Genomic DNA, 13,383 nt, shown 5'->3' with positions numbered 1-13,383 from the left:
GTTCAGCTCGAGAGCCGAACGGCTTGTCCCTCATTTAATGATTCATTGCCGCGGACAACGACCTGATCATCGAGTTTGAGGCCGGAGCGAATCTCCGTCAGCCCATCAAATGAAATACCGATTTCGACACGCCGTTCGCGAACCAGATTTGCCTTGCCATTCGGTTCGACGACCCAAACCGTGATGCGGCCATCAGGTTGGCGTAGCAGAGCGTCGCGGCTGACAACGAGACCCTTCCTATTCGTTTGCAGGCTTATGCTTGCGCGCGCCGACATCCCCGGCGTGATGTCGCTGCGCTCGGTCTTAGGAATGACCCGCAGGGTAAATGTACGTGCGGTCGGATCGCTCACTGGGATGATTGCTTCGACGCGGGCTGGAACATTGGTATTTGGGACGGCGTCGAAGTTCAGATTGATGTCGATGTCATCGTCAATTTTCGCGAAATGCTGTTGGGGGACGGGCAGCTCGATCCGCAGGCCCGACATTTCGACCAGTTCGAAAACGGCTGTTCCAGGTACGACCCATTGACCTGCTTCAGCCAGTTTGCGTGAGATGGTTCCGGCGAATGGCGCCTTTACAACGTGTCGAACAAGGCGCTCATCGGATGCATTGCGCTGGGCGTGGAGCCGTTCCAACGTGGCTTTGCGAATTGCGATCTCTGTCTTGATCGTGTCGACAGCATTCTGCGGCCCATGCGACCTGGTAGCCAGGTCTTCCGCGATTTTTAGGCGTCTATGGGCATCCGCCAGCTGTGCTTCAGCCTCGGCGATATTAGCCAGCGTCTGTTCCTGCGTAATCTGTTCGAGTTTGGGATCCAGCTCCAGTAGGACTTCTCCGGCTTTTACCTGTGCGCCGGCGTCATAGTGAACCGTCGTGATCAAGCCTGGGACGGCGGTTGAAAGTTGCGAGACACGTCGTGAGGTCACGGTTCCGGAAAGCTCAAGCTTACTGATGAGTGGAACTTCTCGAACCCTTTCTACGATCACCGGGGCAGCATCTGCTGCATGCAGCCCTTTCGTGGGAAGTGTGAAGACCGCCGTGACAAACAGGCAAGCTAGAACTCTATAGCTCTGTCCAGCGACAATACCTGCAAGCGTCCTCAGCAACTGGTCTCTCCCAAGACTACTATGACTAAAATTTTATCATAGCATTTAGCTCAATACTCCGTAATTGAAGCCAACTTACGGAGTACATCGGGCGGGTCAACCCAGTAAATATCTTTGTTGGTCTGATATATTTTGCGCTTAGCTAAGATGTTCGCGAACTTGGAAGTTGAACGTGCAAAGCGTTCATCGCGCACATTCAGAGTATTTAACCTTTAAATGATTGCTCGAGAGAAAATGTCACCGCCACGGAGGGGGTAAGGGGTCGGCTTTGTCTTTACTCCGCAGCCATCTGTCTGCCATGCGGTTGTTAAGGCGAAGGCTTGTTAAATCTGGTTTTGTTTGATCTGCAGTAGCTAGGGATGATGAGTGTTCAAGTAAGAATAATCCAATGAATTGCGAGAATGTCACTTTCGCTAGGTGTTTGCTTGGGTCGATGGGTTATCCCCTGCCCTCTCGCTTTCTTGAGCTCACTCGATCTGGTACCCGCACGGTCCTCGCTATACCCATGGGCATAGCGGGTTGATCCTGGTCCGAGCGCTTCTGCCTCGCCAGCGACCTTGGAAAATAATAGATATACAACCGAGCCTCAATGCGCAGGGGCTTTGTTGGGTTGGCGTGAGCAGGAGGGGGCGATGCGTCTCCAGCGCGGCATAACAATCGTTATAACAGCGCTTGCTGCGACGGTTATCGCCTTTCAGATCAACCTCACAACGGTGGTGGAAACCCTTGGTCGCGGGTTTGGGGTTCCGACTGCAGTTGCGTTTTCGTGCATCCTTGCCAATCTGCTTCTGTCGTTCCTGCGGTTCCACTACTCGTTCCGGATTCTCGGGCTTCAAGTGCCCATGTCCGACACGTTCAGGTCGTTTCTTGTCGGACACTTGGGCAGTCTTCTCATATTCAGTGTGGTCGGTCAGGCGGTCGGTCGCGCTGCGATCCTGACGAATGCCGGTGTGTCTGCTTCGGCTGTTACATTTCTTAGTCTCGTTGAGCGCATGATAGCGCTTGGATCGTTGCTAATCTTTGCGCTCATCGGCGGGGGCTACACTCTCGGGTCTCTTGGCTTCGATATGGAGCATGGCGGTCTTTACCTGCTGAATCTCTTGGTCTCTCTCCCTCTGATCTTTTTGCTTTACGCGTTCTTCAATCGACGTCGTATCCGCATCCTGTTTGCTCAGCTGGCGGATCGCTTGTCGTGGCCTGCGATTGCGGGTTGCTTTCTCCTGTCAGTGGTTGCCCATTGCGCGATGCTCGGTGCGTTTTATGCGCAGTTTTCCGCGTATGATCAGCCTGTGCCGGTCGCTTCGGCGCTCGGTGCCCTGGCGGTTGTCATGTTTCTTGCTGCTTTGCCGATCAGCTTTGCCGGGTGGGGTATTCGAGAACTCAGCGCTGCGCACGTCTTGGGGCAATTGGGGGTACCGGCTGCCATCGGCGTTGCTGTCGGCGCTGCGATCGGGATTTTGTCGTTGCTGCTTGTCGCGGTTTGTTTTGTCGCGACCATTTTCCTTTCAGTACGCCCTCGCTCGCACCCCCGTTTCGCTGTTGACCGTCTAGGCGCAGAAGCCGCCAAGCATGACATCGATCGGTTGTTTGCGGCGATCATTTCTGTTCTGTTGCCTTTCGCGATTATGTTTCAGGTGCGTGTTCCAATGCCGGAGCATTCCCTGAACGTGAATCTGGCAGACATTCTTGCAATCTCGGCCTCTGCCGTTCTGGCACTTACGTGGGGTTCTACCCGGAGCACCGTACGGCGGGCCCAGTGGCTTTTTGCACCGCTGGGTGCGATCACCGCGGCGATCGTCATTTCCTTGATCGTAGGGGTCGTTTCTCACGGCTTTCTGTCGTGGGCTTTCGTTAACCGCACACTCGGTTGGTTTGTTATTCTTTCCTACGTGAGCGTTGGTCTTTTGCTGTGGGGACACGGTGGGCGTAGCCGCATTGTGCAAACGCTACGTCTCCTGGTTTCTGCCGTTGCGATCGTGGCTGCGTTACAAATTGTTTTGTTTGTGATCGACAGCATGATCGTCAAGTTGCCACGCGATATTCTTGGGAAGGAGCTTGAGGGGTTCCTCGCCGATAGGAATGCCTTTGCATTCCAGTGCGTCATTGCCTTCATTGGATACTTTTTCTTGCGGTCCTATGTGATCTGTCGCGATGCGTGGGGTTTCAGGTTGATCCCGGCGGTGCTTGCGCTTGCGGTTGTACTCGCGCAATCGCGTACCGGATGGATTATGCTTGGTGCTTCATCCCTTTTGATCTTCGTTTTGTATCCGTCTTGCCGACGCGAACTCAGCGCTGGTGTGGTGATTGGGCTGGTCTTGGCCGTCGCGATCTCAAATGTTCCGCTTCTGTGGCAAGGCGACGGTATACAGTTGGCGCAGATCAGCAAAACCGTCGTTCGCAAGGGGTCCGATCAGGAGCGTATGGAGTCAATCGTGCAGGGTCTTGAGCTCTGGCGTCAGGCTCCATTGTTGGGGCACGGGCTTGGCGGGTTTATTCATGACCGCATTGCACATGGGCAAAAGGCGCTGGTTATTCACAACGTACCTGTTTGGATCCTGGCTGAGATGGGGCTCGTCGGTTTTGCGCTCATCGCCACGGGGTTTGTGATGTTCGTTGGTGGCTTAATGAGCTATCGGCTGTTGCCCAACGCCAAAATTGTGGCGAATGCAGCCTTCATCTGTCTTGTCGCGTTTTGTCTTGGGGGGCTCACTCAGGATTTCTTTTACCAGCGTATTTTCTGGTTCATTGCGGGGCTACTGGTTGCTCTTGCCAGTAGCGCGCCGCGCTATACGGGGCATGTCTCATTTGTGAATGAAAGTGCGGACGCCGATCACGCTGTTGACGGACGCAGCGTGGAAAGATTGTATCCTAGCGGATAGAGGTCCTTGCGTTGTTCGGGAGATGCCGCCGTGAAAATGCCGATTGCCAGAGCAGTGCTATCGGCGTTGTTCTTCCTTTTCATTTTGCCGGTTCAAGCTGAGCCTATTCAGGTCACCTTAGCTACGGCGACACGAGGTGGTGGTTTTACACTGTTTGGGGACGTCGCCGCGGCTGCGATCAACGCCGCGGATGGCTCGATCTCCGTCAGCACCCACAACACCAAGGGCAGTGTTGAGAACATCGGTCTCCTCGAAGAGGGGAAATTCGATATCGGACTTGTTCAGGGCGTTGCGGCCTATGAAGCATTCACTGGTATCGGGCGCCAACCGGCGGACCTCAAAGTTATTGCGGCGATTTATTCAAGCCCAGGCATGTTCGCGGTGCGCGGCGACAGTTCCGCGAGGTCGGTGGGCGACTTGGTTGGAAAGCCCATAGCATGGGGGACGCGTACGTCTGGTCTAACGCTCATGGCCAAGTACGTGATGGATGGGCTTGGTCTCAAGCGTGATGCCGACTTTGAGTCGCACTTTCTCGAGAAGGCCGGCGATGGGCCGGGCATGGTGCGGGAGGGGCGCGTCGCGGCACTTTGGGGCGCAGGGATCGGCTGGCCGGGGTTCACCAAGGTCATGGCGTCCGGCGGTCGGCTGATGGGCTTTTCTGTGGACGAGATCAAGGCAGTCACGGCGAAGTATTCTTTTCTTAAATCCATGACGGTCCCCGCCGGAGCCTATGAGGGGCAAAGGGAACCGGTCAACACCGTTGGGGTATGGAGCTACATCCTCGCGCGACCAGATCTTCCTGACGATACAGGCTACCGGTTGGCGAAGGCGCTGCATATGGGCCAAAGCGCAATGGTGTCTCGTCTAGATCAGGCGCGTGAGACCACGCCTGCGAACACACGGGGCGCCGCTGATGCGGACAAGATTCATCCAGGTGTCGAGAGATACTTGCGCGATCTAGGTTTGTAGTGGTGCGGCTTTTTATGGGAGCGGACGGCGCATGAAAATCGTGCCTGCAATCGGCGTGTCGTAGTAAGGCTCCGTCACCTCGAAACCGGCTTTGCCATATAGCGCAATCGCTTCTGATAATTTCGGAAGTGTGTCCAATCGTATCTCTCGATATCCGAGTTTGGTTGCTCCCTTCAGGATCCGGTTAACCAAGTGATGGCCCAATCCGCTACGGCGGGCGTCAGGCGCGACGTACAGGCGTTTCATCTCGCAGCAGGCGGGAAATTCTAACGGCCGTAAGGCGACGCATCCGATAGCGTTTCCGTTTAAAGATCGTGCGAGAAGTAGACACCCGGCGGGTGGGCCATATTCGCCAGGGAGGCTCGCCAGTTCAGCTTCGAAATTCTGATACGATAGGTCGATATTGAGGGCTGCGGCGTACGCTCGAAATAGTGTGGCCACGGCTTCAAGGTCCATCGCCGTTTGGGCCTTCTTGATATGAAAAGAGTTTTGTGTGTGCATGCGTGAAAATGTAGGGCGTGTCAGGTGGTCCTACGGATTACGTGGCCATCACCACCGTGCCGCGTCCGCTTCTCTTGCCTTCGTACATTGCGAGATCTGCGGCGTGGATCAAGTCTTCTGCGCGGCGTCCATTGGCGGGACCGATGGCGATGCCGATCGTGGCGCTGATGGCTATATTGTGCCCATTTATGCCAATCGGCTTTTCAAGTTCACGCAGGATGCCTTGCGCTAAACTCATTGCAGCCGTGCCGCCGAGAGGAGCTTCACAAAGTACGGCGAACTCGTCGCCACCCAACCGTGCGACCATGCCGGTTTTCGGAGAGCAAGACTTTAGGCGTTCCGTCACCTCGAGGAGGGCTGCGTCACCCGAGGCATGTCCCCATGTGTCGTTGATCGGTTTGAACCCATCCAAATCGATGAGGAGCACTGCGCAATCCGTGCCACGGTTCCATGAATTGCTAAGCGCCTCTCCAGCGCGTTCGGCAAAGAGTTTACGATTTGGCAGGCCTGTAAGCGTGTCATGACGCGCGGACTGATGGGCATCTTGTTCTGCAGCCATTCTGCGCATGAGTTCGTCGGCGCGGTCGCGCATGCGCCGCCAGGCAAAAATGAGCAGTTCGGCTATCAGGATTGACGCAAGAACGAAGATTTCTTCAACTTGCAGCTTTTTTTGTTCGCTGGGCTTTAAATCCCAGTTGCGAATGAGGTCATATTCCAGCGCCATTAAAAGAGCCGCGAAGAATATGGCAGTCGAGAAGAAGATATAATGGACTGACGGCGTATGCATGACACGTTTCCAAGGGCATAGCCGTGGTTCGATGACAATCTATCGACGGCGAACTCTACGTCTGTTTGTCGACCTTGCTCATCGTTTTATCAGCTACCGTCGTATCATAATGCGGTTGACTAGCCGTTAACTTGCGATACGAGGACGGCTTTCTGCGCAGGCCCCTACCCTTCTGAAAAGGATCGTGCCGTAGTAGTTGTGGGGACCGTAGCCTGTTTAAAACAACGAGAGATCTGTAATCCCAGTGCAGTTTAAACCACATAGATTTTGCATTGCGCCCATGATGGATTGGACTGATCGGCATTGCCGGTTTTTCCATCGGTTACTGACGCGCAAAGCACTGCTCTATACAGAGATGGTGACGGCGCCTGCGGTATTGCATGGTGCGCGCGAGCGGCTGTTGGGTTTTGCACCTGGCGAGCATCCGTTGGTACTTCAACTCGGTGGTAGCGATCCGGCGCAACTTGCTGACGCTGCGGAAATCGGAGAAGCCTTCGGATATGACGAGATCAACCTCAATGTTGGTTGTCCTTCAGATCGCGTGCAGGAGGGACGGTTTGGCGCCTGTCTGATGGCCGAGCCAGAGTTGGTCGCAAAATGCATAGCCGTTATGCGGGCACGAGTTCGCGTTCCCGTAACTGTGAAGTGTCGCATTGGAATCGACGATCAGGACAGCGAAGTGCATTTCCAGCGCTTTATCGACACGGTCGCGGATGCAGGTGCGGAGGTGTTCATTGTGCATGCGCGTAAGGCTTGGCTCAGGGGGCTGTCTCCCAAGGAAAACCGGGAGGTTCCACCGCTTGATTATGCGCGTGTCTATCGGCTTAAGTCGGCGCGGCCCGACCTCACCATCGTTATTAATGGCGGCATCGCAGACGTCGATGAAAGCGAGCGGCATCTGCAGCATGTTGATGGGGTGATGCTGGGGCGTGCTGCTTATCAGACGCCTTACCTACTTGCGGACGTGGATCAAAGGTTGTTCATTTCCGACTCGGCTGTGCCGTCGCGGGGTGACGTCCTGAGGCAACTCGTTCCTTACGTGGAACGGCATCTCGATGCTGGCGGCAGGCTCAATAACGTGACCCGTCATATTTTGGGGCTTTATCACGGTCGACCGCGTGCACGCGCTTTCCGGCGTCACCTGAGTGAGAACGCAGTTCGTGATGGAGCCCGCAGCGATGTCCTGTTACAGGCGATAGCTATTGCCGAGGGTGTTGCCGGCCAAGCAAGAACCGGCGCGGTCGTATAAAGGGGAGCTGCTCCTGTGCCTCAATGGGCCGGGAGAGCGTCGGAGACGTCGGGTTTATGGACATCGGTATGACTTGGGCTGGCTTCAGCATGCTGGCTTTCTCGCTTCTGGCCGCGGGTGTGATCGTAGGTTTTCTCTCTGGATTGCTTGGTATCGGTGGCGGCGGCATTTTGGTGCCGGTCCTTTACGAAACCTTCGCTGCGCTCGGCGTAGATCCGGCTATCCGGATGCACATGGCTATTGGGACATCTCTCGCTGTTATTATTCCGACGTCCCTGCGTGCGCTCATGGCTCACAGTGCCAAGGGCGTCGTGGATTGGGTTGCGGTTCGACGCATCGGCCCCTGGATCGTCATTGGCGTTGTTCTCGGAATTATGTTTGCGGATCAAGTGACCGGTACGACGCTGAAATGGGTCTGGGTGGTGTTTGGGACGCTATTTGCGGCCAAGATGGCGTTTGGGCGGGATACGTGGCGCCTGGGGCATGATCTTCCTGCGTTGCCGAAGCTTGAGATCTTCAGTGTTTTAGTCGGAATCATTTCTGTTTTGATGAGCATTGGCGGTGCCGCGTTTATTGTGACCTTCCTCACGCTTTACGGCCGGCCAATCCTGACGGCGGTGGCAACATCGTCGGCAATCGGCCCCCTGATTGCGATACCTGGAGCTATCGGGATGATGTGGGCCGGCTGGGGGCACCCCGGCTTGCCGCCACTGTCGCTTGGATTTGTGAGTTTGCTCGGTGCGGCATTGATCGTTCCTTCGAGTGTTTTGGTGGCCCCAGTGGGGGTACGGCTCGCACACGGCGTCTCACGGCGTAAACTCGAACTGGCGTTTGCTGTGTTTCTGGTGGTCATTGTTTTGCGGTTCCTCAGCAGCCTTATATTGGAATAGGATGATGGCGTTGCTTGCGGTTCCTGGCCCAGGCTACGGCATGCCGCTCTCGGCTCCTGGAGGAAAGGTCCATAAAATGCTTTTGCGACGGCTACGGATTGGCGTGACCTTGGGTGTTTTGGTGCTGGGTGCAGGCATCCCGGCAACGGCAAGCGATTTGCCGCCACCTATTGGTGTGGAAGAGCCGGCCGCAGCGCCGATCAAGGGCGAAGATGGGATCTATCATCAGCCTTGGTTCAACACCGCGTCGTTTCTCGATCTGCGCGAGGACTTTGAAGAGGCGCGAAAGGCAGGCAAGCGATTTGCCGTGATCTTCGAGCAGCGCGGTTGCGTGTATTGCGTGAAGATGCACACGGAAGTTCTCTCCAAGCGATATATCAATGATTATGTCCGGGAGAACTTCACCATCCTACAATTTGATATGTGGGGCGCGCGTGAGGTTACCGACTTTGATGGCACGGCGATGCCTGAGAAGAAGCTTGCCGAGCGTTGGGGCGTAATGTTCACGCCGACCATCGTCTTCTTCAAAGACGATCTCTCCGGGCTCGATGGCAAATGGGGCCAGCCACTAGAAGTTACGCGTATGAACTTGGGTATTGGTGCGGGAACCTTCTACGATATGTTCGTTTGGATTGATCACAAGATCTACGAGCAGGACCGCAACTTCCAGCGGTTCCATCTCGCGCGGTATAACGAGCGTGAAGCATTGGCTGAGGCTAAGAAAAAGGATGCGGCCAGCAGGCCAAGCAACTGAGCTGCGGATCTGTTCGGGCTAGGTGGGTTGGCTGTTGTTGGCCTTGAGCCCAGCGGTCTCCAGGACGAACGCGCAGCGGTCTGCGACAGATGCTTTGGGAAGCTCGACGAGGACGTATCCAAGTCTCTGATAGGTGTCCGTCATCGCGTCGTATGTTCGTTGAGCTTCGTCGAAGTTCTGCTTGCGTTCGTTGTCCTGCTCGAAAATCTCTCGCCAGGGCGGAGCTATGAAGACGCGGCCATAGCGGAAGAGCTGCGCTGCGGTTTGTACGTGGGTTGGTGTCGGTACGTTTGATAGCGTCAGATAGCCGAGAACGTCGGGGATGCCGCGATCGAAGAAGACAGGGCCCTTGAGCTCGCGTGCCTGCTCGTAAGATCGCATATCCCAAGAGAGCATCAATTCGGCAAATGCCGTTGGGTCCGTCCAGGGTAGTGCTTTGCCGCCAATGGCGGCCTGTGCCTGGATGATCGCGCGACCCGCTTCTGACGCATGCGCGTAGCCAGATTTTGCGAGCTCGGCGATGAGCGTGCTTTTGCCGGATCCGGGACCTCCGGTGAGGATGATGAAGCGGTCTATATCGTCCATATGTTCTCCATGATGCGTGGGCGTTCGAGAGGCACACATTGCCTTCCGACGAACACGGGGGGCGAGGTGAGGGTGTGGGGCTTTGGGCCGGAAGTGACTGACTGTGCCAAGAGCCGTCAGCTCAGCAACGGCAGATTGTTTTGCGGAGCAGGCTCACGCGTCAGTTTTGTAATTTTTTCGAATATCGGCCAGCACTTCGTATCGATCAGGTTTGCTGGATGTCTTGGGACGGAGGATAGCTGATGCAAGCTATAGCAACGCCCAGCTCCTTAATCGATGTTTGGTGATCGTAGACTGAAATGTGGAGGTGGCGGCTGTTCCCGTCAGCCGTAGCCGCCACCTAAGTCTCGTACCGGTTTGATTTGCGGTTGGCCGTTGGCCAGAAAATCAAATCTTCTGATTGTACGCGCCGACTTCCGGTTCCTTCTGCAGTTCGGAGTCGATGTCCGCGAAGATGGCGCGCATATTCGCTTCTGACGTCGGGCTCTCCACGACGATGACGAGTTCGGGTTTGTTCGATGAGGCGCGCACCAGGCCCCATGTACCGTCTTCCAGGACGATACGCACGCCGTTGACGGTGATGAGTTCGCGAACGGACTGTCCGGCGATCTTTTCTCCCGCATCGGCTTTTGCCTGATAGTGCGCGACCATGCGGTCGACGACGCCGTACTTCACTTCGTCTCCGCATTTCGGAGACATCGTGGGTGATTGCCACGTTCGCGGGAGATCGTTCTTTAAGTCGGCCATGGACTTATCCGGATTGCGATCAAGCATGTCGCAAACGGCCAGGGCCGCGATAATGCCGTCATCATAGCCGCGGCCGAGTGGCGGATTGAAGAAGAAGTGGCCGGACTTTTCGAAGCCCACAAGCGCTTTGGTTTCATGGCTGAACCGCTTGATGTAGGAGTGCCCCGTCTTCCAATAGGTGGTCGTGGCGCCGTTCGCGTTCAGTACGGGATCAGTCATGAAAAGACCCGTCGACTTCACGTCGGCGACGAACTTGGCATCCTTGTGCAGGTTAGAGATGTCGCGTGCCAGCATGACGCCGACCTTATCGGCAAAGATTTCATGCCCCTCGTTATCGACGACCCCGCAGCGGTCGCCATCGCCGTCGAAGGCCAAACCAACGTCCGCGCCGGTTCGCTTCACCTCGTCGGCGATGGCGTGGAGCATGGCCAAATCTTCGGGATTGGGATTGTGGTTGGGGAATGCGTAATCAAGGTCGGCGTTCAGTGGAACGACCTCGCAGCCGACGGCCTCCAGGACTTGGGGGGCGAAGGCGCCTGCCGTGCCGTTCCCGCACGCGGCGACGACCTTGAGCGGGCGGGTTAGCTTCGGACGGTCGGTAAGCATGGTCAAATAGCGCCGGGCCATGTCCTCAACGAAGATATATTTGCCGCCGCCGGGAGCATCGTAGGTGCCGTCCAGTACGATGGCTTTAAGTTCGGACATTTCATCCGGGCCGAACGTCAGGGGGCGATCAAGGCCCATCTTGATGCCCGTCCAGCCGTTGTCGTTATGGCTTGCCGTGACCATGGCCACGCCTTCGACATCGAGCGCAAACTGCGCGTAATACGCCATGGGCGAGAGTGCCAGACCGATGTCATGGACCTCAAAGCCGCCAGCCAGCAGGCCCGTCATGAGCGCCTGTTTTACGGCTCCGGAGTAAGAGCGATAATCGTGTCCGACGACGATGCGCTTTTTGACGCCGCGGCGGTCGAACAGGGTTGCCATGCCGAGTCCTACGGCATTCAGCCCCATGAGGTTGATTTCCTCGGGGAATAGCCAGCGTGCGTCGTACTCGCGGAAGCCGGTGGGTTTGACGAGTGGAAAGCGCTCGAAGTCGGCGGTATTGGGCTTCAGATCTGCGCGCGGCTTGGGGAGCATTTGGTCGTCCTTATGAGAAGTCCGCCTGCAACGGCGGCAAGATCCAGCTTGTATTCAGCCTAGGAACTCCGTCTTGCGCTGGGAGCACAAGGTGAGATTCCGGCATTCCGCATATGTCTTTCGGAGAATTCGATGACAAACCGATGGCATGGCGTCAACGATGGATGATTAATCCTGAAGTACTAGAACGCCGTCGCGCATCTCAAGCCGGGAGATGCGGCCAAGAAACGACATTCCCAGGAGTGTGCCGTTTAGCCGCCCCCGTTCGGCGACGGCGGCGCGTACGTCGCGCACCTCTATGGATCCGAGACGTACGCGATCGAGCGTTACGGGAGCGACACGGGCGACGCCATTCGCAGTGTTGACGCGATGGGTGAAGTTGGACGGAGAAAGGAAAATACCGGCGTGTTCGGCATCTTCGTAGCTCATAGCTACCATCGTTGCGCCGGTGTCTACCATGGCATGGACGGTGCGTCCGTTGATCTCGATGTCGCTATTGTAGTGACCCTGGGTGTCGGCGCGAAGTTCGACGTACCCATACGGGCTGGAGCCGGGGACGGACCGGGCGTCTGTGATCTGCGTAACGTTATTCTGAGAGGAGCTGAGAGTTTGCAAAGCGAAATCGCGGATCTCAGTATAGTGCGCCGCTACAACGGCGATCATGGCTGCCGCTGCTGTCCAACTCAGGGCTTCGCTCAGAAGTGCGCGCGTTCCAGTTGATAGCGCCATATCACGAAACAACCGTGCGTTTTTGATCTGCAATTTGTGGCGACACGCCAGAGGCACCGATTGCAGGGAGCTGCGACGGTTAACTGCGGAGTGTCAAAAACTCACCCGAGAACTCATAGGACCGGAGACGTCTTAAAAAACTCATACCGAGCAGGCTTTCGTTGAGCGCTCCCGGCTTGGCAACCAAGGCCTCGACATTGTCCAGGGCAATGGGGCCGATCGAGACAGAACGCAGGCGCACGGGCGCTGCGAAGCCGGTGCCGTTTGCTGTCCGCACAGGAATTGTGAACGAGAGCGTACTTGTATCAATTCCAGCCCGTTCCGCGTCTGCGGGTTTCAGAACGACGGTTGATGCGCCGGTATCTACGAGCATGAATAGGTGAGCGCCATTGACCTTTGCGCGCGCGGTAAAGTGGCCATCTTTGCGCTGACGGATGCGGACCGATGCCGGGCCGTCGCCGTTTCGGGTGACCGTCATGGTTTCGCCGGGGGGCAGCAATTCACCAGCCACGCGGTTGGCGACCATCGAAACGTCGTTGCGGTAGGTATATCCCACGATCAGCAGCAGCCCTATGACAAGCCAAATGCCGAGATGGCGAACGGCCTGCATGAAGCGGCCGCCATGGCCCATGAGCAGCACGCCTGCATAGAGGCAAATGAGGGCTGCAGAGATGACAAGAAGCCAACGTTCTAGGCCGCCCATTTCCGCAATCACAGCGGTGTTGCCGGACAGGAAATAGAATACACCGATCAAGACAGCGAGGATTGCGACGAGCCAGCCGAGCATTCGTTATACCCTCGCTTTCGCCTTGCGTTCGGGCAGAAGCGCCATGATCCGCTTGCGTTCTTCAGCGGTTAACCGGCTCCAGGATGCAATCTCGTCAATGGTTCGGTAGCAGCCTTCACACATCTCGGTTTCGTCGCTAATGGCGCAAATATTGATGCAGGGTGACTCCATAGGCGCGATAATTCCTTTGCCGGTTGCGCATCGCAATGCGGGCGACCTGCGTTTGCACGTGTGCCGTATGGATGTAAGCCGACATCCGT

General features: G+C 56.4%; 13 protein-coding genes. 5 read left to right on the top strand and 8 right to left on the bottom strand.

Annotation, left to right across the window (positions count from 1 at the left end; all coding sequences use genetic code 11):
- Positions 1-2 precede the first annotated feature (2 nt).
- Complete coding sequence (locus YBN1229_RS15325; RefSeq protein ID WP_046478427.1) at positions 3-1,106, bottom strand: efflux RND transporter periplasmic adaptor subunit; 1,104 nt, start codon at positions 1,104-1,106, stop codon at positions 3-5.
- Positions 1,107-1,738: 632 nt separating this feature from the next.
- Here YBN1229_RS15325 and YBN1229_RS15320 point away from each other — a divergent pair.
- A complete protein-coding gene (locus YBN1229_RS15320; protein WP_046478428.1) occupies positions 1,739-3,985 on the top strand; it encodes a lysylphosphatidylglycerol synthase domain-containing protein in 2,247 nt (748 codons plus the stop codon).
- Between the two features lie 36 nt (positions 3,986-4,021).
- Complete coding sequence (locus tag YBN1229_RS15315; protein WP_052743988.1) at positions 4,022-4,954, top strand: TAXI family TRAP transporter solute-binding subunit; 933 nt, start codon at positions 4,022-4,024, stop codon at positions 4,952-4,954.
- A gap of 12 nt (positions 4,955-4,966) precedes the next feature.
- Here the strand turns inward: YBN1229_RS15315 and YBN1229_RS15310 are convergent, their stop codons facing one another.
- Positions 4,967-5,410: a GNAT family N-acetyltransferase gene (locus YBN1229_RS15310; protein WP_244466774.1), complete on the bottom strand. Its 444-nt coding sequence runs from the start codon at positions 5,408-5,410 to the stop codon at positions 4,967-4,969.
- An 82-nt stretch (positions 5,411-5,492) separates the two neighbouring features.
- Positions 5,493-6,242 (bottom strand): GGDEF domain-containing protein, encoded by a 750-nt coding sequence (locus YBN1229_RS15305; RefSeq protein WP_052743987.1) that lies wholly within the window; start codon positions 6,240-6,242, stop codon positions 5,493-5,495.
- 244 nt (positions 6,243-6,486) lie between these two features.
- On the opposite strand from YBN1229_RS15305, the gene dusA reads away from it, so the two are divergent.
- From dusA to YBN1229_RS15290, 3 genes are all read left to right on the top strand, one after another.
- Complete coding sequence (gene dusA, locus YBN1229_RS15300; protein ID WP_076605321.1) at positions 6,487-7,491, top strand: tRNA dihydrouridine(20/20a) synthase DusA; 1,005 nt, start codon at positions 6,487-6,489, stop codon at positions 7,489-7,491.
- A 56-nt stretch (positions 7,492-7,547) separates the two neighbouring features.
- On the top strand, positions 7,548-8,381 hold the full coding sequence (locus YBN1229_RS15295) for a sulfite exporter TauE/SafE family protein (RefSeq protein WP_046478431.1): 834 nt from the start codon (positions 7,548-7,550) through the stop codon (positions 8,379-8,381).
- 76 nt (positions 8,382-8,457) lie between these two features.
- A complete protein-coding gene (locus YBN1229_RS15290; RefSeq protein WP_160298721.1) occupies positions 8,458-9,135 on the top strand; it encodes a thioredoxin family protein in 678 nt (225 codons plus the stop codon).
- Between the two features lie 18 nt (positions 9,136-9,153).
- Here YBN1229_RS15290 and YBN1229_RS15285 read toward each other — a convergent pair whose 3' ends face one another.
- The 5 genes from YBN1229_RS15285 to YBN1229_RS15265 all read right to left on the bottom strand — a co-directional run bounded on the left by YBN1229_RS15285 (position 9,154) and on the right by YBN1229_RS15265 (position 13,294).
- Entirely contained in the window at positions 9,154-9,720 is a 567-nt protein-coding gene (locus YBN1229_RS15285) for an AAA family ATPase (RefSeq protein WP_082101162.1), read from the bottom strand.
- Positions 9,721-10,107: 387 nt separating this feature from the next.
- Complete coding sequence (locus YBN1229_RS15280) at positions 10,108-11,607, bottom strand: phosphomannomutase/phosphoglucomutase (protein WP_046478433.1); 1,500 nt, start codon at positions 11,605-11,607, stop codon at positions 10,108-10,110.
- A 168-nt stretch (positions 11,608-11,775) separates the two neighbouring features.
- The gene (locus tag YBN1229_RS15275; protein WP_076605408.1) at positions 11,776-12,336 is read right to left on the bottom strand and encodes a retropepsin-like aspartic protease family protein; all 561 of its coding nucleotides are present in this window, start codon (positions 12,334-12,336) and stop codon (positions 11,776-11,778) included.
- A gap of 79 nt (positions 12,337-12,415) precedes the next feature.
- Positions 12,416-13,123 (bottom strand): retropepsin-like aspartic protease family protein, encoded by a 708-nt coding sequence (locus YBN1229_RS15270; RefSeq protein ID WP_046478434.1) that lies wholly within the window; start codon positions 13,121-13,123, stop codon positions 12,416-12,418.
- A 3-nt stretch (positions 13,124-13,126) separates the two neighbouring features.
- Positions 13,127-13,294: a DUF1289 domain-containing protein gene (locus YBN1229_RS15265; RefSeq protein ID WP_046478435.1), complete on the bottom strand. Its 168-nt coding sequence runs from the start codon at positions 13,292-13,294 to the stop codon at positions 13,127-13,129.
- Positions 13,295-13,383: the final 89 nt, after the last annotated feature.

Origin of the sequence: Candidatus Filomicrobium marinum (genome assembly GCF_000981545.1) — a bacterium.
GTDB classification, from domain to species: domain Bacteria; phylum Pseudomonadota; class Alphaproteobacteria; order Rhizobiales; family Hyphomicrobiaceae; genus Filomicrobium; species Filomicrobium insigne.
The sequence above is the reverse complement of the archived record's forward strand: the minus strand, read 5'-3'. Positions and strand labels throughout refer to the sequence as shown.